The organism is candidate division Zixibacteria bacterium HGW-Zixibacteria-1 (assembly GCA_002838945.1).
Lineage (GTDB): Bacteria > Zixibacteria > MSB-5A5 > GN15 > PGXB01 > PGXB01.
This window is the reverse complement of sequence record PGXB01000034.1, coordinates 1-21016: the sequence shown is the minus strand read 5'-3', so window position 1 is coordinate 21016 and position 21016 is coordinate 1. Positions and strand designations below refer to the sequence as shown.

The 21016-nt window shown below is 48.8% G+C and carries 16 protein-coding genes, 1 tRNA gene and 2 pseudogenes; 11 read left to right on the top strand and 8 right to left on the bottom strand.

Going from position 1 to position 21016, the window contains the following annotated elements; translation table 11 throughout:
- Nucleotides 1–35 precede the first annotated feature (35 nt).
- Nucleotides 36–1049, top strand: a complete 1014-nt coding sequence (locus CVT49_12280) for a hypothetical protein (protein PKK82708.1) — start codon at nucleotides 36–38, stop codon at nucleotides 1047–1049.
- 154 nt (nucleotides 1050–1203) lie between these two features.
- On the opposite strand, the gene CVT49_12275 is transcribed toward CVT49_12280, so the two are convergent.
- On the bottom strand, nucleotides 1204–2313 hold the full coding sequence (locus CVT49_12275; GenBank protein PKK82707.1) for a metallophosphoesterase: 1110 nt from the start codon (nucleotides 2311–2313) through the stop codon (nucleotides 1204–1206).
- Between the two features lie 180 nt (nucleotides 2314–2493).
- Entirely contained in the window at nucleotides 2494–3012 is a 519-nt protein-coding gene (locus tag CVT49_12270) for a hypothetical protein (protein PKK82706.1), read from the bottom strand.
- Nucleotides 3013–3125: 113 nt separating this feature from the next.
- Here CVT49_12270 and CVT49_12265 point away from each other — a divergent pair, with 113 nt between their 5' ends.
- A complete protein-coding gene (locus CVT49_12265) occupies nucleotides 3126–3668 on the top strand; it encodes a chloramphenicol phosphotransferase (protein ID PKK82705.1) in 543 nt (180 codons plus the stop codon).
- Nucleotides 3669–3696: 28 nt separating this feature from the next.
- Here the strand turns inward: CVT49_12265 and CVT49_12260 are convergent, their stop codons facing one another.
- On the bottom strand, nucleotides 3697–4629 hold the full coding sequence (locus tag CVT49_12260; protein ID PKK82704.1) for a cysteine synthase: 933 nt from the start codon (nucleotides 4627–4629) through the stop codon (nucleotides 3697–3699).
- 558 nt (nucleotides 4630–5187) lie between these two features.
- Between CVT49_12260 and CVT49_12255 the strand changes: the two genes are divergently transcribed.
- The 4 genes from CVT49_12255 (at nucleotide 5188) to CVT49_12240 (ending at nucleotide 9719) form a co-directional block, all read left to right on the top strand.
- Entirely contained in the window at nucleotides 5188–5943 is a 756-nt protein-coding gene (locus CVT49_12255; protein ID PKK82703.1) for a DtxR family transcriptional regulator, read from the top strand.
- A gap of 71 nt (nucleotides 5944–6014) precedes the next feature.
- Nucleotides 6015–6218 (top strand): ferrous iron transport protein A, encoded by a 204-nt coding sequence (locus CVT49_12250; GenBank protein ID PKK82724.1) that lies wholly within the window; start codon nucleotides 6015–6017, stop codon nucleotides 6216–6218.
- An 81-nt stretch (nucleotides 6219–6299) separates the two neighbouring features.
- On the top strand, nucleotides 6300–8492 hold the full coding sequence (gene feoB, locus CVT49_12245; GenBank protein ID PKK82702.1) for a ferrous iron transport protein B: 2193 nt from the start codon (nucleotides 6300–6302) through the stop codon (nucleotides 8490–8492).
- 195 nt (nucleotides 8493–8687) lie between these two features.
- Nucleotides 8688–9719, top strand: a complete 1032-nt coding sequence (locus tag CVT49_12240; protein PKK82701.1) for a hypothetical protein — start codon at nucleotides 8688–8690, stop codon at nucleotides 9717–9719.
- Between the two features lie 149 nt (nucleotides 9720–9868).
- Here CVT49_12240 and CVT49_12235 read toward each other — a convergent pair.
- From CVT49_12235 to CVT49_12220, 4 genes are all read right to left on the bottom strand, one after another.
- Nucleotides 9869–9945 (bottom strand) — tRNA-Met (locus CVT49_12235).
- A gap of 288 nt (nucleotides 9946–10233) precedes the next feature.
- Entirely contained in the window at nucleotides 10234–10497 is a 264-nt protein-coding gene (locus tag CVT49_12230; GenBank protein PKK82700.1) for an endonuclease, read from the bottom strand.
- 266 nt (nucleotides 10498–10763) lie between these two features.
- On the bottom strand, nucleotides 10764–11909 hold the full coding sequence (locus CVT49_12225; GenBank protein ID PKK82699.1) for a hypothetical protein: 1146 nt from the start codon (nucleotides 11907–11909) through the stop codon (nucleotides 10764–10766).
- Nucleotides 11910–12110 carry a hypothetical protein gene (locus CVT49_12220; protein ID PKK82698.1) on the bottom strand — a complete coding sequence of 67 codons (201 nt, stop codon included), beginning with the start codon at nucleotides 12108–12110 and terminating at the stop codon, nucleotides 11910–11912.
- Nucleotides 12111–12130: 20 nt separating this feature from the next.
- Here CVT49_12220 and CVT49_12215 point away from each other — a divergent pair, with 20 nt between their 5' ends.
- Nucleotides 12131–12715 carry a hypothetical protein gene (locus CVT49_12215; protein ID PKK82697.1) on the top strand — a complete coding sequence of 195 codons (585 nt, stop codon included), beginning with the start codon at nucleotides 12131–12133 and terminating at the stop codon, nucleotides 12713–12715.
- Nucleotides 12716–12812: 97 nt separating this feature from the next.
- On the opposite strand, the gene CVT49_12210 is transcribed toward CVT49_12215, so the two are convergent.
- Nucleotides 12813–14270 (bottom strand): hypothetical protein, encoded by a 1458-nt coding sequence (locus CVT49_12210; GenBank protein ID PKK82696.1) that lies wholly within the window; start codon nucleotides 14268–14270, stop codon nucleotides 12813–12815.
- 262 nt (nucleotides 14271–14532) lie between these two features.
- On the opposite strand from CVT49_12210, the gene CVT49_12205 reads away from it, so the two are divergent.
- From CVT49_12205 to CVT49_12190, 4 genes and pseudogenes are all read left to right on the top strand, one after another.
- A complete protein-coding gene (locus CVT49_12205) occupies nucleotides 14533–15918 on the top strand; it encodes a Glu-tRNA(Gln) amidotransferase GatDE subunit D (protein PKK82695.1) in 1386 nt (461 codons plus the stop codon).
- A 957-nt stretch (nucleotides 15919–16875) separates the two neighbouring features.
- Nucleotides 16876–17415 (top strand): annotated as a pseudogene (locus CVT49_12200) (hypothetical protein).
- 579 nt (nucleotides 17416–17994) lie between these two features.
- Nucleotides 17995–18561, top strand: a pseudogene (locus tag CVT49_12195) (hypothetical protein).
- A 111-nt stretch (nucleotides 18562–18672) separates the two neighbouring features.
- On the top strand, nucleotides 18673–19791 hold the full coding sequence (locus CVT49_12190; GenBank protein ID PKK82723.1) for a hypothetical protein: 1119 nt from the start codon (nucleotides 18673–18675) through the stop codon (nucleotides 19789–19791).
- Nucleotides 19792–21016: the final 1225 nt, after the last annotated feature.

The following is a 21016-nucleotide window of genomic DNA, read 5'->3' as shown; positions in this document are numbered from 1 at the left end:
TAATACCTGTGACTTCTGCATAAAGCCCAAAGTCCATGTTGTCAATAATAAATACCATGCAGCCAACAGTAGAATCGATTCTGAAAAGACAAGGGCTTCAGGGGTATTTACCGATATATGCCCACTCGCTGACCGCCGACACCATTCCTGACTTCGATCTATATATATTTGATGGTCGAAGCATGATCCTCTATCGCTCCGCCCAGTTTCCTTTGACTTCGGAAACATGCAAGGAATTGCTGAATCGAAACCTGAACCGACTTTATATCTCCGCTACTCAACGACACGAGTACCAGCAGTATATAAGAACCCATATAAGTCGCATTCTCGCCGACGAGTCGGTGGATGACTTCACGAAGTCCAGCATAGTCTATGACAGCGCCAAGGAATTGGTGCGAGATGTCTTTACTGATCCGACCAAGTGCCAGAACATCAAGGACAGCCAGGCCTTTGTGGAATCAACGGTTCTGTATGTGCTGGAAGGAAAGAATGCCTTTTTCAACATGCTTAAGGTCATGTCGTTCGACTACAGTGTCTTTACTCACTCGGTAAATGTATGTACTTTTTCTCTGGCACTGGCCCATACTGCCGGAATTGACAGAACCAATGACTTGATAGAAATTGCCACCGGGGCAATATTGCATGACGTCGGCAAGGCCAGGATTCCGGAGTCGATTCTTTATAAACCCGGTCCTCTTGACCAATCCGAATGGCAGACCATGCGCCGGCACCCGCAATGGGGCGTCGAACTCATGTCAGAGACAGATCTGATTTCGCGGACATCATATATTCCTATCCTGCAACATCACGAAAGAGGAAATGGCAAGGGATATCCCGCCGGCCTTGGACAGGACGATATCCATATATATGGCAAGATCGTGGCCATTGCGGATGCCTTTGATGCCATGACAACAAATCGCGTCTATCGTCACGCGGAAGGCACATTCTCTGCGCTTAAAACAATGTCCGCGGATGATGAGGGGTTCGACGAGTCGTTACTTCGACAATTCATCCAGCTTATGGGGCCGTTACGCCCGGATTTAGTTTAGCAAAATTCCTGATGTGACCGAATAAGAATCCGAAGGGTTATTGAGCTTTATCCTTCAGGCATCATCAAATATAGTCAACGACACAACCGGCACTAAGCAGTACTAAAAACAGCGTATTTCATTATTTAATATTTGAGACATAACCCGGGTGCTATTATTTGCATCGAAGCACAATGCGGAGAATTTCCCCCGGGTACCACAGGCGCATACGCGGGCCCCAGGTGCCCGTGCCACGGGAGACAATAACCGGCATCCCGTTTATGATATATTCCCCGGCCAGCAGGGAGTTGGCCAGGCCGGAAATGTAAGTGAAGGGCCATAGTTGTCCGCCATGAGTATGACCGCAAAGCATCAATCCAACCCCGGCGGCCGCGGCTTCTTCGGCCCCTTGAGGCCGATGAGAAAGAAAAATAGTGGCGCTCGAAGAAGGCCTGCCCGCCAGAACCTGCGCAACCGGGTCGGTTGTGTCGGGAATCCGATTATGATTATGACGGTCGTCAATTCCGGCCAGAATTAACCCGGGCCCGGGCTCGCTCCACTGGTTCCGCAGCATATGCACGCCGGCTTCCTCCAGAAACTGAATAGTGGGGTCGAGTCCTCCGTGCGATTCATGATTACCGGTAACAGCCCAAACGCCCATGGGGGCTGATATATCATGGAACAGGTGTATCATACTTTTCTTGCGCTCCCCCGGGCTGTCGCCCTCGAACAGATCCCCCAACAGTACCACTAAATCCGGGTGAAGGGCATTCACCTGGGCTACGCGCGCTTCCAGCCATTCTTCATCGAGGAAGGTACCAACATGCAAATCGGAGACAGCAACCAGCACCAAACCGTCATATTGCCGGGGCAGTTGCGACAGACTGATTTCATAATCGCGCACGACCGGGGCCCGATAACCCTGGTACAAAGCCAATATCGCAAGGACTATTCCAGCTATAAATGCCATGGTGCGCAAGAACGCGAGATATTTCTTAAACAGAAAGCCGAAAATAGTGACTATATCGACAATGAAAAGACAGGTGAATATCAGGAAGGTTGTCCCGAGCCAATTCATTTGGAAAAGCTCCAACGGCCCGGATAAGGAACCCAATCCGATTTCACCGACTTTCTCAGGCAGAAAATAAGTCGCCCATAGAGCTGCCGTCATGATAACCAGTGGCAGGCGGGAAGTATGGCGTTTGATAATTGGTAAAGAAGAGGCGCGCCAGAGAATATAAAGGTGGAATATCGACCATGAGGCAAGTAAGATGGTGTGGAACATGATCAACTGCTCCAATCAAAGTAAGAATGTGGCATAACGCCAAATATAATAAAAGAAAACCGTGATTCATACTACATTTTGATCCAATGTAAGCCGGAAATAAAAAAGCCATGAATGATATTCGCGAACAAAAAAGCGGCTTCGTTTAATATAGAAAATATTCCACTGTCGCAATAATCATCAGGCCTGGGCCTTCACGACCATGATAGGGACATCAAGATTGTGCCTGACGGTGGAAACTGTTTCACCGTAAAACATGTCGCCTATCAATCGATGTCCGTGTGAGCCCATAATAAACAGGTCGATTTTCTCATCCCTGACGGCTTTGATGATTTCCTGCGCGGCCTGACCGGTTTTCAGAACCGACCGGGCATTATAACCCTGATGTTTTAGAATTTCGGCCACTTCACTGATAAAATCGATATCATCCCGGGTGTGTTCATCCGATATATTCTCACCATAAACCTGGGCGCCGGGGGCGTCGGAGACATGAATCAAAGTAATTTCAGCCTTATGAATTTTCGCCAGGGACATCGCGCGGGAAATCACGAACTCATCTATATCCGAATTATCCAGAGCAACTCCAATATGCGTGAACGGGTCGGCCGCCGGCTCGGTAATGGATATCTTGTCAATCAACCGTGGTTTGGACTCCCAGCTTTTTCGTCCAGAAATATAACTTGCCCGCTGCCGGTGAATCTGTGGCCGAGGCTTTTAGTTGACACCGACTCATTATCTTTGCAAATTATATTGAATAAGTGCTGTGCCTGGCTATCTCTGAAGTCACGGATCTCTGCAAAGGAAAGTATATCATGAATCCGGGGAAAATTATATTCATCAACGGGGTTTCCAGCTCGGGGAAATCCCGTCTGGCCAAAGAATTGCAGAAGCGTTTGAAGGAGGATTTCCTCCATTTGCAACTTGATGCCTTTATCGAAATGCTGCCACGAACTGACGATATGGACATGTTCATGCGGATGGTGAGCGGCATGAACCGATCTATTGGGGTGATGGCTGAGGAGGGCAATAATCTGATCGTTGACCATGTTCTGGTTGATAAGAGCTGGATGGATCAATGCCTGGAAATTTTGGGCGGGCGCTATGTTCTGTTCGTCGGTTTGCATTGCCCGCTGGAAGAACTCGAGCGAAGAGAGCGTAAACGTGACAGCCGGCGCCAGGGTTTTGCAAAAGCACAAATCGAAAATATACATCTGGGAAAGCTTTACGATATTGAGTTGGACACACATGCCCTGACTGTTGAGCAATGTGCGGATCAGGTTCTGGACTTTTACGCCACCGGGCACTCTTCCGCATTCGATAGGATGCGGGCCGCCGCAGGCTTGTCCAACAAATAGATCATTTTACCGGGATTAATAGAATCCTCTATTTTCTGAAAACATCCGTGCTAAGGTACTTCAAACCGGAATCCACCATCAAAGTGGCTATGCGCGCCTCCGGACCTAGTTGCTCCGCCACTCGTATGGCCGCGATTACATTGGCTCCCGAAGATGTCCCCGCAAACAGGCCCTCCTCACAGGCAAGGCGCCGGGCCATGGCCTTGGCGTCATCGGTACCGACCGGAATAATTTCATCCGCCAGATCCGGTTCCCACAATGGCGGAGTATAACCGATCCCGACTCCTTCGATTTTGTGTGGTCCCGCCTGGCCGCCCGACAACACCGCTGATTCCGCCGGCTCGACAATTATTATTTTAATCTTCGGATTGTGGCGCTTCAGCACACTGGCCACACCTCGCGCCGAAGCCGCCGTGCCGACACATTGAACGAAGGCATCAAGTTTTCCACCTGTCTGGTTCCAGATTTCCTCACCCAGGGGATAGTACCCGGCAATGCTGTCATGATTATTGAGCTGATCGCTCCAGAAAGTATGCGGTTTTTTGCTGATTTCCCGGGCGGCCTCGATCATATCCAGAATCAGTTTTTTGGTGGTCAACCCTCCTTCACTCGGCACCAGTGTCAGCTCCGCGCCGAGAGCGGACATATGTTTCAGCTTTTCCTGACTGAAGGCATTGGATGTCACGATATGAAGATGGTACCCCTTGGCAACACAGACCAATGCAAGCGATATACCGGTGCTGCCGCCGGTGTATTCGACGATCGTATCCCCCGGATTCAACCGGCCGTCTTCTTCGGCCCGCGAAATCATGGCCTGTGCCGTGCGGTCTTTCATCGAACCGGTTGGATTTTCCCATTCGAGTTTCACGAATATTTTCCCGCAGCCGGGTGGCACAACCTTGCGAAGCTGCACCATCGAAGTATTCCCAATAGCCTGCAGAATATTGTTACAGATATTCATCCTATTTAATTCCCTTACATTTCAATCTTTGCCTCATTCAACTGATTCCAAATCGAAAATCGAGTTAATATAATCGGTCTCAATATCGATCACCAGCCAAATTCGGCACCCTGGCTTTGGAAAATTGTTGGGATAAATCAGGAGCCCGATTGGTGATCCAGAGTTACGAAAGGTGCTCCCGATTCTTTTATTTCATTTTCTCAATATAAAAAAAGCCCGAAACAGGGCTTAAAAGTTGGTAGCGGGGAGGGGATTTGAACCCCTGACCTTCGGGTTATGAGCCTGTACATTAGTCCAAACAGTAGAAAGCACCAGACACTAACAGGCAATAATAGCAACAACTTAGCTTGAGCCTTTTGTCTGGTGTTTTCTCTTATTATCTCTTGTTTTGGCTAATTATGTTAGAAAAATGTTAGAAAGAAGTGTATGTTACACTTCATACAATTTCATGTGAGTTCCCAAAAAGTGAAAAATTCAAAAATAATGCTTGACAATATGTTTGGCATGCCATACTATCTTCGTAAGGCAAAACAATACTTGAAGAGGATAGATTATTAAATGTCTGTTGAGATTTTAAGCGCCAGCCTCGAGGATTACCTTGAAGCCATTTACAATCTGATTGCTGAGAAGCAGGCGGCCCGCGTAAAAGACATTTCGAAGCGACTGAAGGTCAACTATTCTTCTGTGACTGGCGCGCTAAAAGCTCTTTCCGAACGGAAATTGGTCCATTACGCACCTTATGAACTAGTGACTTTGACTCGGAAAGGTGAAGTTCTGGGGAAGGATGTTATTCGACGCCACGAAGTACTTCGCGACTTTTTCACCAAGGTTCTTGCCGTTGAAGAAAAGCACGCTGATGAAGCGGCTTGTAAGATGGAACACGCTGTTTCGCCCAAAATCCTGGAGCGGTTCGTTGAATTCGTTGAGTTTGTTGAGACTTGTCCGCGTGGAGGGAGCAAATGGATAAAAGGGTTTGGGTATCATTGCGATCACGACGACACTATGGAAAGCTGTGAGAAATGCGTTATAGGAATTTTGGATAATATTAAAGACAAAAAAAAAGATTGTGAAGGAAAACAGCGTATGACTATACAGTTGAATGAACTGGAACCCGGCCTAAAAGGTCGAATTGTGAAGATTGATAGTCAAGGTGATGCCCGTCGACGTATCGCTGAAATGGGAGTTACTCCGGGATCACTTATAGAGGTTGAACGAGTAGCGCCTCTTGGCGACCCTATTGAAGTAAAAGTAAAGGGATATCATCTTTCCCTGCGCAAAGATGAAGCCAAAAAGATAACGGTTGAAAAACTATGAGCGAATTAACAGCAAGGTACAAGTCATACATGTCCACTGAACAACACGCAAAAGTAACCGTTCCACTGGCTATGGCAATTATGGGACATCAATTTCGAGTCGTGAAGATCAATGCCGGAAACGGTCTGTGCGAAAGATTATCCTCAATGGGACTGGTTCCCGGCGTCATACTTGAGGTGATCAGCAATGGCCGCAGAGGCCCCATGGTCGTTGCTGTCAAAGGGAGCCGTTTGGTGCTTGGTCGAGGTATGGCTCTGAAAGTTTTGGTGGAGTAGTTTTTTTTGACATAATTGTTTGGCTTGCCAAACAATTATATGAATACGAAAATAAGTTTGTATAAATAGGAAGCTCAAGTTATGACACGCAAGAAGATCAAAGTGGCTTTATCCGGCAATCCAAATTCCGGTAAGACAACGGTGTTTAATGCCATTACCGGTGCGCATCAGCACGTGGGGAATTATCCCGGTGTGACAGTGGAGAAGAAATCAGGAACGCGACGATTCCAGAATCACGAACTTGAAGTTGTCGACCTGCCTGGCGTTTATAGCCTCACGCCGCACTCGCTTGAAGAGGAAGTGGCTCGTAATTTCCTCGTTGAAGAAAAACCTGATGTTGTAATTGATATCATTGACTCTTCGAATCTTGAGAGAAATCTGTATCTGGCTGTACAGCTCATGGAAATGGGCGTTCCATTGGTACTTGCCTTCAACATGAGCGATGTATCTGCGTCCAGAGGGGTTCGGTTCGACCTTGACCAAATCTCCCAGTTGTTTGGCGTACCGATAGTATCCACCGTTGGCCATCGTAATAAGGGCATAGAAGAACTTCTAAGTACATCCGTTAAGACGGCTTTGGAATCTAATGGCAACCGCACTACATCAATCAGCTACGGGAAAGAAATCGATCGAGAACTCCAGAAGCTGCAGGAGATCGTAGTAAGCGAGAACGGAACTTTTTCAGGTCACCATCGAAGGTGGCTGGCAATCAAACTCCTTGAGGGCGATAGCGAGGTTCTGAACCTTGCCGGTAACCAGAATCTGCGTAATGCCGCCGGTCTCCACAAAGAGGTTGAGCAGAGTAAGAACCGTCTCGAAAGCATCATGGGTGATCACCCAGAGATACTGATTGCCGATCAACGGTACGGCTATATTTCAGGAGTACTCAAAGAAACTGTCTCTTCGACCATCGAGCAGAGAAAGACAACTTCAGATAAAATTGACAGCGTAGTAACCAATCGTGTTCTGGGGTTGCCACTCTTTCTGGGGTTGATGTATGCAGTCTTCCACCTGACTTTTACTGTGGGCGATCCGATGATGGGGTGGATCGAAGAGTTGTTCGGTTGGCTTGGCGGAACGGTTGAATCCTGGTGGCCGGTCGGTTCCGACAGTGCTCTTAGGTCGCTCCTGCTGGATGGCATCATTTGCGGTGTAGGCGGTGTGGTAGTTTTCCTTCCGAATATTCTCCTGCTTTTCCTGGCTATCGCTATTCTCGAGGATTCAGGTTACATGGCACGAACCGCCTTTATCATGGATCGGCTCATGCACAAGATTGGTCTTCACGGCAAGAGCTTCATTCCAATGCTCATTGGTTTTGGTTGCACTATTCCGGCGATCATGGCCACTCGGACTCTGGAGAACCGACGAGATCGACTCACAACTATGATGGTGGCTCCTTTAATGAGTTGTGGTGCACGTCTGCCGATTTACGCCCTGATAATTCCCGCCTTCTTCCCACAGATGTGGCATGGAGCCATGTTGTGGACTATTTACGTCATCGGTATTCTCCTGGCTATCGTATCGGCCAAGCTTCTCCGATCAACTGTATTTAAGGGCAAATCGACACCCTTTGTGATGGAGTTGCCGCCGTATCGAATGCCTACACTCAAGGGAGTCTTAATTCACATGTGGGGGCGAGGCTGGCTCTATCTTAAAAAAGCTGGTACTATCATTCTCGGCGTGTCAATCGTACTCTGGGCTCTGACATCCTATCCCCAGAAAGTGGTCTTCGATCAGGATTATGAGGCCGCCTCCACACAAGCAACAACCGAATATGAGGTTGCAGTACAAATGCCTAATGCGGAACCGGAAATAGCCCAGGCTATTCTCGATGAGAAGTTGGAGTCTCTTGCTCAAGTACAGCAGGCAGAAGAGATGGCTTATACGGTCGCCGGTAGAATTGGGCATTGGCTGGAGCCAATCATCAGCCCCATGGGGTTCGACTGGAGAATTGGTACTGCCCTGATCGGCTCCTTCGCAGCAAAAGAAGTGTTTGTTGCGCAGATGGGTATTGTGTACGCGGTTGGTGAGGCTGATGAGGAATCAGACGCTCTACGCGGGAAATTAGCCGCCAATTACAGTCCTCTGGTGGCGTTCTGCATTATGCTCTTCACGCTTATTAGCGCTCCTTGCATGGCGACAATCGCGATAACCAAAAGGGAAAGTAACTCATGGAAGTGGGCTCTGTTCCAACTCGGCGGATTGACCGCTTTGGCTTGGGTTGTGACTGTAGCCACCTTCCAGCTCGGTTCACTCTTTGGAATTGGGATTTAAGGAGGTGTTATGATGGAAATAGTCATTGTCATTGGAATCGTAGGCTCCGCCATAGCGTTAATAGCCAGATCGATCTACCTGACTACATCCGGTAAGAAGAGTGGTTGCACCTGTAGCGGCCCCTGTCCCATATTAGATAAATGTGAAAACAAAACTACTCTTTTGAAGATAAATGATAGATGAAAGGATAACGATATGTTCATGAGAATGCTAATAACAGGTCTCATTCTGGTTCTGGCACTGGCAACACTTGCCAACGCCCAGGATACGACCCCTACCGTTCCTGCGGGGCCACGGCCTACTGAAATTGCCATCAATGAGTCAACGACTCTACAGATCATGGGTTTCGGTGACCTGCTGACCACCTTTCAGGACAATAACGATGGTAGCACCTTCGATATTGGCCAGGCCGAGGTTGACCTTGAGTCTGAGTTGACCGATCGCTTTGCGATCGCTTTGGCTATAGCATACGATGAAGGTAGCTTCACCATCGGCGCCTTCACCGCAGACTACAACGCGTGGTCGGTCAGTGAATCCAGACCCTCGTTTCTGGGAATCAACAATTTTACGATTGGCGGAGGCCAGCATGATGTGCCGTTCGGAATAGACTGGCATGTATATCCCTCCATCGACCGCAAGCTTATCTCCTCGCCACTGGTGATAGAGAATACACACGACTCGTGGAATGACATTGGTGGATATGCTTCAACCGAAGCGACCTGGGGTAACGTCACAGTTTTTGTTGCAAATGGCTTTAGCTATGAAGGTACTGATCCTTCTGGCGAGGAATTGGAAACTCATAACGATCTTGCTATTGGAGGACGTCTTGGTCTTATTCTGAATGGATCGTTTGAACTGGGTGGTTCCTTAGCAAGGATTTACGGTTTGGACCAGACCCATGATATGCTTCTTGCCGGGGTAGATATTCAGGTTTCGATTGAAAACTTCAAATTCAAAGGAGAGTATATTGCTCATCGGTTTGAGTCGGACGATAATTCAAATTTCACCAATGATGGCTTCTACCTACAGGGTTTCTATGGTATCGGAAGTTGGTACTTAATCGGACGATATGATGAATTCCGTCCGGATCAAAAAAGCGCTGATATTGCCCGGACTAGCACCGGACTTGGTCATAATATTAATGATATAATTGAACTAAGACTTGAATACCAAGCCAATAAAGAGGCAGAAGATGCTGCTATATTTCAAGTCGCCTTTGGATTCTAGCTTAAAAAGGGCATATTAGTTTGATGAATTCTTGCTACTCGCAACAACTAACAGAAAACAACAGATAAAACCTCTTTGACCTTCGGGCACCCAGCCTTAAGGCAATAGAATTTTGAGTGTTCTTGTAACTGATTGTAGGATAATGTTTTTGGTAGCGGGGAGGGGATTTGAACCCCTGACCTTCGGGTTATGAGCCCGACGAGCTACCGGACTGCTCCACCCCGCGATCAAAATTAAATTTTTGGTGATCCCGAAGATGAGCCCGACGAGCTACTCCGCCACGGCGGGCTCCACCCCGCGATCAAAATAAATTTTTTGGTGATCCCGAAGATGTGCCCGACGATCTACTCCGCCACGGCGGACTCCACCCCGCGATCAAAATAAATTTTTTGGTGATCCCGAAGATGTGTCCGACGATCTACTCCGCCACGGCGGACTCCACCCCGCGATCAAGAGTCCCAATATATAAATTTTAATGGCTTTGTCAAGCAATTGAAAATAATATTCTTAAGCCTCAAGTAAAATTATTGCGGGAAATAGTCTTATCCAAAATCGATTCCAGAAAATCACGCCCTCGGCCGCTTTTGAGCCACTTTTCGCGTTTCATCGCATCCGAGCGCGTCGCATATTCCTCGGTATAGGCAACCTTCCAGGTCGATTCGCCCTTGGTCGTCCTGCACATGCCGCTATTATGTTCAATCAGGCGCCTTTCAAGATCGCTCGTGTGTCCCGTATATCTGCGGCCTGACGCCGATTTGATAACATAAACAATATACATTACTCTGGGATCCCACTGAACCTGCTGTGATTGAAATGCCGACGAGTTACTCCGCCGCGGCGGACTCCACCCCGCGATCAAAAACCCTTATAAATATAACTTATCGCCTTTGTCAAGCAATTGAAAATAATATTCTCACTTCCCATGCAAACTTATTGCAGATTAATGCCTTAACGTCAAATCAAGGACTTAATTTCAAGCTCTGGACCTGGAAATGTCAATTTGAGTTCCGGCCATCCACCGCATAATCGACCACCTGCCTAAAATCAGGAGCAAATCGGGGCCGGGCCGCCCCGGTAGAGATAGGCAATCAGATAAGTAATATCCAGAATATTAAGCGTCCCGCTGCCGTCGGTGTCGGCTGATTCCGGCGGAACCGGCGCCGGTCCGCCGTTATACAGATAGTGTATTATATAAATGATATCGAGGATATTCAGGGCTCCATTGCCGTTGGCGTCACCGCAAATATACCCAGGGCCGCTTTCCGGGACCAGAAGCGTGATTTCATCGATGCGGACATCGCCTTCATAATCATCGGTGTGCGGCTCGCCCAAATACAGGAACTCGCCGACATCCATGGCAAAAACCAGATCCAGATTAACCGGCGTCGTCTCTTTTAATATATTCTGGTTGCCATCATATAATCTCAGAATAATCTGGCCGTTTTTCTTCTCCAGTTCGGCATAATACCAGCTGTTGTAGGCGTAAGTATAAGCCACGTTCCAGTTCCAGTCCGATGTATCCCAATATGTGCCGGTCCAGGTTCTCAGGAGATTGCCGCCGCTGTTGGTTTCCGGCGCCATATAAACCATGTAAACCGGGTGAAAAGTCTGTCCGCCGCCGCCGTAATTGATATGGTTATCCACATCGATGACCATCTTGCGGTGATAATGCCACCATTGTTCGGCGCACTCGTTTCCCGAACAGGTGTCATCGGTGATGGTCAGAAAATACATTCCGTTTTCATAGTAACCGCCATGACTATCGAAAGCCGGGTTATCATAATCGGCTTGCTCATAATTGGTCAAGTCGTAATTTATATATCCGATTTTGGTTCTAACTTTGTATTCATTCGGAAGATGCCCGACACTTCTGATCAGGGCCGCATTCCAGAAATCGGGCGCATTGAGCCAGGCATAACCATTCGCCACCGTAATCGCACCGCCGTTCAGAAGCTGGAACACCAGCCAATCGTCGGTCCCGAATGTCTGCCCGTCGGAGGCCTCGAAATCGGTATCGAAATTTTCCTGATACAAAACGGTCCAGCCGGAATCATTGAATGAGGCTTCGGCCCTGTCCGAAAAAGCCGCCACCAGAAATATCACTGCCATTAAACAAACCAAACGGGGCATATGCACTCCCTGAAAAAAACTCCTGTTAATAACATTCAGAATATCATACGCGTCGGGCATTTAAAGCCATTGCCGGTTAACGCGACTTAATTTATGAGAATTATAAGCCCGCTGCTGCATTAAACCAAATGTCTTTTTGTCCTTTTTTATCTCTCCTAAATTGGTACTGATATCGGGGTCGATAAATCGATTTGCCTTGCAGATTCTCCGGCATTTGCTTATTTTCAAATTCACTTTTGAATTAGTTTTGCTGTCAAACATTTGATTTTCTGAGAGGGACCATGCATACTGTTACTGAAATCAAAGATAGCACCGCCAACCCGGCTCCACTGGGGCTTCTTGGCTTCGGCATGACGACCGTACTCCTGAATCTTCACAATGCCGGTTTCTTTGGGCTTGATACCATGATCCTCGGCATGGGAATTTTTTACGGCGGCATCGCGCAGATTATTGCCGGTGTTATGGAATGGAAGAAAAAGAATACCTTTGGTACTACTGCCTTTACTTCCTATGGCCTTTTCTGGCTGACCCTGGTGGCGCTTCTCGTATTACCCAAAATGGGTTGGGGCGACGGCCCGACCAAAGGAGCCATGGCCGCATACCTGTTTATCTGGGGCTTTTTCACCTGCTGCATGTTTATCGGGACCCTGAAACTCAACCGCGCTCTTCAATTCGTGTTTGCGACACTGACAATTCTCTTCTGGCTGCTGGCGCTCGGTGATGCCACGGGGAATGCCTCCATCACCCGCCTGGCCGGTTTTGAAGGAATCATTTGCGGCCTTTCGGCTTTTTATACCGCTATAGCACAGGTCCTTAATGAAGTGTATGGAAAAACAGTGCTGCCGCTGGGTGTAATGAATGCTTAGAATTGATAATTCAGGATTATTGAACAAGTTATTCAGTTAATCGATACCGGCAATGATCTCATTGCCGGTATTTTACTTTGGAAGGATGTCGAAATACTCAGGATGTCGCCTTTTTTATATTATTTTCAAGGCATCTTTCTTCGAATTTCGATGCGCTGATCGACTCATCGAAATAAAGACTCATGTTTTCCGTTTTGATACATTCGCTCACCTGCCGTTTGGCGATGCGCTGAATATTGAGCAGGTGTTTTGCCGAGATATTATCGGTCGTAATATTCTTGCCTCCGGTCCCGCAGCCGAGGGTCATCGACGGCTGCAGGGCATTATACGAACCGCCCAGGGCTCCCTGTGAGGCCGGCGTATTGACCAGTATTCTTCCGGCATTCATGACCGTGGCAAAATATAAAATTCTTTCTTCATTGTTGGAAAAGATGCTGATAGTATGCCCCAGCCCGCCGTTATGATTGATCTTCCGGCATAAATCAATTGCCTGATCGATACCATCGGCCACATAGAATGCCAATATCGGCGCCAGTATTTCCAGCGAAAGCGGCGACTGCAAACCGACTTCCTCGAGCATGGCAATTAACAGCGTGGTCCCTTCAGGCGCATCGATTCCAGCCATCTTCGCGATAACCGTGGCCGGCTGGCCGATTACTTCCGGCCGCATGGTTCTGGTGGTTGTGTTGAAGGCAACCGGTTCGAGCTTGGCAATTTCCTCTTTTGAAAGAAAATACGCCCCCCGCTTTTTCAGCTCCTTAATCATCTCCTCGACATGACATTTTCTGACCACGAGTGCCTGCTCGCTGGCGCACACTGTTCCGTTGTCGAATGTCTTGGAATTGAAGATCTGCTCCACGGCGAAAGGAACATCAGCCGTCTTGCCGATAAATACCGGTACATTCCCCGGGCCGATTCCGATCGCCGGATTCCCCGAACTATATGCCGCCCTGACCAGGGCCATCGAGCCCGTGGCCAGCACCATGGCGGTCTTCTTATGACTCATCAGGGCCAGCGTTTCTTCCTCGGTGGAACTTTTAATCCACTGCACACAATGTTCCGGGGCGCCCGCCTCGATGGCCGCTTCGTAACATATCCGGGCCGCTTCAATGGAGCACTTCCGGGCCGCCCCGTGGGGACGGATGATAATGGGATTCCTTGATTTAAGGGAAATAAGGATCTTGAATAGAACCGTCGAGGTCGGGTTGGTCACCGGCGTCACCGCAAAAATGGGCCCAATCGGCTGAGCGATTTCGATAATGCCGTTTTCGTTATTCTCCGATATGACGCCGACCGTCTTCAAATTTTTGATGTCTTCATATACAAAACGGGTGGCAATGACATTTTTAATGACCTTGTCCTGCCAGACACCCAGTCTTGTTTCCTTGCAGGCCAGTTTGGCCAGATGAACCCGATTGTTGAACCCGGCCTCATATACCGCCCGGACAACCTTGTCGGTTTGCCCCTGATCGAATTGTCTGAATTTAGCGGCTGCCTCAACAGCCTTTTTCATGATGGATTCCACATCCAGACCGATCTGCATTTTTTCAGTCATAAATACTTACCTCTCTTCCGACAAACACTGGCCCTTCCGATTAATAAAAAAACGAGGCATGATGACCGGGATCAATATAAATTCCGTGGTTGAATTCCCGGCTTAAGGAAAAATAGCGATTCAGGAGGAATCGCGCAATAGAAAAGATGATAAGCTTTGTCCTTTATCGTCGCAACGCTGCTTCCTGAACTTCTCCACTTGACTTCTCCTGCTTTTTACCTTTCATTTATCAAAAATTGAATTTGGAGAAGAGATAAATAAGATGAATGACGCTGCATTTAAGGGATATAAAGGCCGGGCCAAAGAGGTTCTTCAGTCGCTGGGGGGACGTGTCTGGGCCAGTGTGGTCCTCAAAACCGACAAGGGCAATTTCGAGGGCGTTATTTTGCCCCGCTCTGAAACCGCCGACGGTGACCATATTGTCCTGAAACTGAAAACCGGCTACAATATCGGTATCCGGGCCGACCGTATCACCGAAATCAAGGAAACCAGCTTCAAGGAAGCGATTTACAAGATTCCCGAAAAAGCCTTTCCATTCTCGGATAATAAACCAAGCGTGACCCTTCTCGGAACCGGCGGAACCATCGCCTCGCGGCTCGATTACCGCACCGGCGCCGTCATTCCGGCTTTCACACCGGGCGAACTTTATGGCGCCGTGCCGGAACTGGCCGATATCTGCAATCTCGAAACGCTGAAATTGTTCGGCGTCTTTTCCGAGAATATGGGTCCGGAACAATGGAAGGCCCTGGCCGAGGAAATCGGCCGGCAGATCCGCAACGGCGTCCATGGTATCGTCATCGGCCATGGAACCGACACCATGCATCATACCGCGTCGGTGCTGTCCTACATGGTGCAGAACAGCCCGGTGCCGATCGTCATGGTCGGTTCGCAGCGTTCCTCCGACCGGCCGTCGTCCGATGCCGCCTTCAATCTTCGCTGTGCCGCTTTCACCGCCGGACATTCCGATATCGCCGAAGTGATGGTGTGCATGTTCGGGCCGACCTCCGATGAGTACAACCTGCTGCACCGGGGGACCCGTGTCCGCAAGATGCATTCGTCCTACCGCTCCACTTTCCGCACCGTCGGCGACACTCCGATTGCCACGGTTACGCCTGAGAAATTCACGCCGATCAAAACCGATTACAAGCGCCGTCGCGACGACCGCAATGTCGATGTCAAGGCGGTTTTTGAAGAGAAAGTGACCATCGTCTATTATTACCCCAACATGCAGCCCGATATCATCGAAGCGCTGATCGACAACGGCTACAAGGGGATAGTCATTGCCGGAACCGGTTTGGGGCATGTCAATAAACCGCTTTATCCGGCGTTAAAAAAGGCCCATGAAAAAGGTATCGCGCTTTACATGACGGTGCAGACACTCTGGGGCTATGTGCAGATGTACGTTTACGACACCGGGCGCGACATGATGGAACTGGGCGTCATCCCCGGTGAGAACATGCTTCCCGAAGCGGCCTATACCAAACTGGGCTGGGTGCTGGCGCAGACGACCGATCCGGCCGAGGTCAGGAAAATGATGCTGACCCCGATCGCGGGCGAAATCACTCCCCGCGAGCCATTCGACGGTTACCTGATCATGCAGGGCGGTATCCCCGAGGTCGAGGAATTCATCGGCCGCTTTAACCGATAGAGTATATCAGGTTAAATAAATACTATTACTATAAAATCATCCATGCCGGGGCGGGTTTTAAGACCCGCCCTTCGGTGGCAACAGGCCTCAATACAACAGCTATATTCCATCCCTTGACGCGTTTATATTTCGTATCCTTCTAGCGTTCGTAGTCATCGGATAACTTTCTCCAGAGGGGATAACAAAAATTCCAAAATTGCCCTTTATCTGGATGCGTATTATTTTTGGGCTCAGATGGCTCATATGTTGACAGATATCGAGTAAATCATATATTATATATAATAAGTTCCGGATCAATCGAAAGAACCGATCGTGTTCTCGCTTACCATTTTGCCGGAGGGATAAAAAATGGCCGCAATCAAAACACTTGCAATTGTCCTGGGGCTTATCTTTTTGGTCCCGTTTACTGCCCTATCCGGGCTTATCAATGTTCCGGGAGACTCAAGTAACATTCAGCTCGGCATCGACGGCGCCATGAGCGGCGACACGGTGCTGGTTGCTGCGGGAACCTATTCCGGCGATGGCAACCGCGATCTGGAGTTTCTCGGGAAAAATGTGATTTTGCTGGGCGATCAGGGGCCGGAATTGACGATAATCGACTGCGGCGGCACCGAAATGGAAAATCATCGGGCGTTTTATCTTCATGAGGGGGAAGAAGATGCCGCCGTCATCGAGGGTTTCACGATCACGAATGCCTTCGATGATTATGCCGCTGTTTATGTCACCGGGGCTCATGTGACGATGCGGAATTGTATTGTCACAGAAAATGTCTGCTCCGGTATAATCAGTGCATCCTGGCCGGAATATGTTGTAATCGAGGATTGTGTTTTTTCATACAACCTTGAAGGTATAACTATTTACGGCAGCGGGTATATCAGTAACTCGCAGATGATATTCAATGTCAATAACGGCGTCCACGCAGGCGGGCCCTCGTTTCTCGATATGGATAATTGCCTGATGTACGGCAACGGCGGGTATGGGCTCAATTTTCTGCATGGCTTTTATGGATCACAGACGATCAACAACTGCACCTTTGTCGGCAATCTGAGTGGTATGAAGCTCATGGATGATCCACCCAAGGGAGAAACGGGAAACAGATTCGGCATGATTACAAATTGCCTTTTTGCCTTCAATCAGAATTATGGTATCGATTATGAATGGAGCTACGGGGATTTGCAATGCTGTGACGCCTATGGCAATCCGGGCGGGGATTTTCATGGGACGACCGAGCTGGATCCGGATTTTAACAATTTTTCGCTGAATCCATATTTTTGCGATACGGCCGCAATGAATTGTTATATCGATGAACTTTCGCCCTGCGCGGCGGGACATCCCTATAATCCGTGCGGCGTCCTCATAGGCGCCTACGGCACAAACTGTCAGTATGTAACCGACAGTGATCTGGATGGTGTCCCGGATGAGATCGACAACTGTGCGTCGGTTTTCAATCCGGCCCAGGAGGATCTTGATGGTGATGGCATTGGCGACAGTTGCGATGTTCTTCCGCGAGTATGGTATGTCAAGGCGGATGGCAGCGGCGACGCCCCGACGATTCAGGCGGCCATCGATTCGTCCGTGACGTTCGACACGGTGCTGGTGGCGGCGGGGACATATACCGGCGACGGCAACCGTGATCTCGATTTCAACGGCAAAAATATTGTCCTGGTATCGGAAGACGGCGCGAATGTAACCGTGATTGACTGCGAGGGCAGCGATCCCGATCAGCATCGCGCCTTTTATCTTCACAGCGGGGAGGATACGACGGCGGTTATCGACGGGTTCACCATCACGGGGGCGTACTGGGACGACGGTAGTTTTATAGGCCGGGCGGCCGTTTATATGAGCGGAGCTGCAATAACGGTCCGCAACTGCCTGATAACAGGCAATGCCCAGGCAGGGCTGATAGGTTATATCAATGATTCGACGAGAATCATTGAAGTAAGCAACTGCAGATTTATTGACAACGGGCTATTCGGGCTCGAAGTCAGCGAGGCATCGGTCCGGATTACCGGGTCGCTATTCGACGGCAACAATTATGGAATACTGGCAAACGGTTGGGGCAGTCACATTCTTGAAATGACCGACTGCGTCCTGATAGACAATAACTATTGCGCGGTAGTCGTTTTCTGGCCGGTGGAGTTCCATGTCAGCGGCTGTACTTTCTATAACAATCAGAACGGCTTTTATTTCGAATGGACGCCCCCAAAAGATAATGAAAAGGCTGACCGGGGAACATCGACATTGTCCTATTGCCTGTCGGCCTACAATAGCGGCATCGGAATCGAGAACGACTTCGGCTATTCCGATTATGAAATTCTGTGCTGTAACTCTTTTGGAAACGGTAATGGCGACTGGGTCAGGACCGATTACGGCGCCGGCGATGAATACGGTAATCTGTCCTTGGATCCGATGTTCTGCGACACCACCTTTCTCAGTCTCGATATTGATGCCCTTTCGCCGTGCGCAGCGGCGCACCCGCTGAATCAGTGCGGCGTCCTGATCGGGAAATACGGTGTCGGCTGCAGCCAGTATGATGACTATGACGGCGATGGTGTGGCCGATGCATTCGATAACTGTCCGTCGGTATTTAATCATTTGCAGGAAGACACCGACGAGGATGGCATAGGCGATGCCTGTGAATCATCCACCAAGCGATATGTGAAGGCCGATGGAACCGGCGATGCCCCCACCATTCAGGCGGCTATCGATCTTTCGGCTGATTTCGATACGGTGCTGGTCGCGGCCGGATCCTATATGGGGCCGGGCAACCGGGAACTGGATTTTCTGGGCAAGAGTATTATTGTCGTCTCTGAATCGGGTCCGGAGATGACCATCATCGATTGTGAAGCCAATGCTCTGAATCCACGGTTCGGTGTTGGGTTTTATAAAGGCGAAACCGAACAGGCGCGTTTGGAGGGATTTACGATAACGGGCGCTTACTCGCCCATGTATGCCGACAGCGGCGCGATTTTATGCAACAATGCAACACCGGTTATACGCAATTGTATCGTAATCGAAAATGATGGTAATGGTGTGCGCTGTACCAACGGTGGTTCGCCGAGTATTTATAATTGTGACATTATTTACAACAGCGGTTTTGGGCTTCAGGTCGGCAGCGGGCCGGAGTTTAACTCGCGGCCGGAGCTGTTTAACTGCAATATATCCTACAATGACAGTGACGGCGTCTTTGTCCGATGGCAGGCCGATATCGCTATTTGCAGTACGCTTATTCGCGGCAATGGCGGCTGCGGGGTGGACTACAAGCTGTTTGCATCGGGCAACCTTGAGATGTACACCAATACCATCGTCGAAAACGGCTGCGGGATGCTGTATGACTATGAGCCGCCGAAAGAAGGCGCGATCAGCGATATGCTGCCGGCATCGTTTATCTCGGGAAATATTTTTGCTTTCAACCTGAATGCCGGTTTCCTGGTTACGTTTGTAGTCGATGCCGAATGCACCTGCAACAACTCATACGGCAATCCTGGCGGCGACTGGATCACCGGTACTATGGCGCCGTATGCCGGCGACGCATACGGCAACATTACGGCCGATCCGATTTTCTGCGACCGGAGCGGCGGCGATTTTCGTCTTGACCCGGCTTCGCCCTGCGCGGCCGACAACAACAGCTGCAATACTCTCATGGGTGCCTTTTTCGCGGGGTGCAGCAGTATTTGCGGCGATGTCGACGGTGATAACTCCATTACGCTTCTTGATATCACGTTTCTAATCAATTATCTCTATAAGGGCGGGTCCACACCCGCCGCCATGGAGAATGCGGATGTCAACAACTCGGGCAGTGTCAACATTCTCGATATTTTATATTTGATCAAATATCTATATAAAGGCGGTCCGCCGCCGAACTGCCCGTAGCGGTCCGGGCTTAGTTTTTCGTAGGTCAGGAGCCTCGTGCTCCCGACATCTTGAAAGCCGGGGTGCCCCATGCGCTTCGGCGGATTGTGGAATCATCATGGCCCAGCGCATCCCGGAACTATGCTACGGGATTCCATAAATAAACAGGTCTATGGTACTGCCTTACCAAATTACCATCAAATTGATGTTTAGACGGCTTTGTTTTTATAATAAATTTCACTGTACTAAATAATGCACCATGCATTTACACGGAATTGGCTTTGTTTTTGCGTTTTTAAATTTTCGATATTCCTACTCTCCAAGCGACGGGTCGACACATGGGTCGGCCGCTACAATGATCGGCGTTGCGAGGAGTGAAGTCGAGCCATCGGACGAAGATGGACGACGTGGCAATCTCGTCGCATTTCGCCGAAATTATGGCCTTTATGCCAAAAGTGGCATGATTGCAGCGCTTCGATCTGCGCCTTTGGCGCATCTCTTCGCTCGCAACGACGTGTAAGAACATATTTTTCAATCAAACACTCCTCTATAATACCCCCGGATGGAATTAACAACAAAGTGATGTAGTTTTTGTAGAAAAATTTGGTTTAAGAAGCCCGGAGCGAAGCTCCGGGCCGCGCCTGCCTGACGGAGACTTCATCCATGCTGAATTGCTATATCTAACAACAGAATTTTTCCAGATTTCGACGATTTGATTTATTTAATCGAGTTGCTGGCTTGCATAAATCCGTCATATATTTATTAAAGGTCATATTTTGCTTTGATTTTCGTCCATTAAATATGGTGGGAATGCGTTGACCCTTTGGATAGAAGCAACGATCTTTTAAAAGCTGTGTTAATCTAATATCAAGGGTACATATAAGACGACATCTTGATACAATTGCAATGGCAACAATATGGCTATCTGCCCTTTCATCGCCAATCTTGCTTTGCAATATCCTCTCCCTAACATCGACATCACCATTTTTTAATACGACAGTCTTGTTTTTTTTGATAATTGAGTCACAAAGCTAAGATAGGATTCCATTTTGGATAGCTCTTTCCAGTATCGCGTTCCGCCTAATATTACTCTTCCATCACCACACATAATCCAATCATATATTTGCTTATATTTAGAGTGGTTGATATGAAGTTCCCCCGATTTAGTGGACACGGAGAAAGGATACTATTATTATGATTCTTTCTCATCCTGAGTCCCGAAGGACAGGAGGTGTTCAGATGTTGA

Excerpts from the sequence above, each read along its gene's own strand:
- CVT49_12230 (PKK82700.1), bottom strand. The coding sequence starts at position 10,497 with ATGTATATTGTTTATGTTATCAAATCGGCGTCAGGCCGCAGATATACG.
- CVT49_12265 (PKK82705.1), top strand. The coding sequence starts at position 3,126 with ATGAATCCGGGGAAAATTATATTCATCAACGGGGTTTCCAGCTCGGGG.
- feoB (PKK82702.1), top strand. The coding sequence starts at position 6,300 with ATGACACGCAAGAAGATCAAAGTGGCTTTATCCGGCAATCCAAATTCC.
- CVT49_12250 (PKK82724.1), top strand. The coding sequence starts at position 6,015 with ATGGCAATTATGGGACATCAATTTCGAGTCGTGAAGATCAATGCCGGA.
- CVT49_12280 (PKK82708.1), top strand. The coding sequence starts at position 36 with ATGTTGTCAATAATAAATACCATGCAGCCAACAGTAGAATCGATTCTG.
- CVT49_12205 (PKK82695.1), top strand. The coding sequence starts at position 14,533 with ATGAATGACGCTGCATTTAAGGGATATAAAGGCCGGGCCAAAGAGGTT.
- CVT49_12275 (PKK82707.1), bottom strand. The coding sequence starts at position 2,313 with ATGTTCCACACCATCTTACTTGCCTCATGGTCGATATTCCACCTTTAT.
- CVT49_12255 (PKK82703.1), top strand. The coding sequence starts at position 5,188 with ATGTCTGTTGAGATTTTAAGCGCCAGCCTCGAGGATTACCTTGAAGCC.
- CVT49_12215 (PKK82697.1), top strand. The coding sequence starts at position 12,131 with ATGCATACTGTTACTGAAATCAAAGATAGCACCGCCAACCCGGCTCCA.
- CVT49_12260 (PKK82704.1), bottom strand. The coding sequence starts at position 4,629 with ATGAATATCTGTAACAATATTCTGCAGGCTATTGGGAATACTTCGATG.
- CVT49_12210 (PKK82696.1), bottom strand. The coding sequence starts at position 14,270 with ATGACTGAAAAAATGCAGATCGGTCTGGATGTGGAATCCATCATGAAA.
- CVT49_12190 (PKK82723.1), top strand. The coding sequence starts at position 18,673 with ATGGGGCCGGGCAACCGGGAACTGGATTTTCTGGGCAAGAGTATTATT.
- CVT49_12240 (PKK82701.1), top strand. The coding sequence starts at position 8,688 with ATGTTCATGAGAATGCTAATAACAGGTCTCATTCTGGTTCTGGCACTG.
- CVT49_12225 (PKK82699.1), bottom strand. The coding sequence starts at position 11,909 with ATGCCCGACGCGTATGATATTCTGAATGTTATTAACAGGAGTTTTTTT.
- CVT49_12220 (PKK82698.1), bottom strand. The coding sequence starts at position 12,110 with ATGTTTGACAGCAAAACTAATTCAAAAGTGAATTTGAAAATAAGCAAA.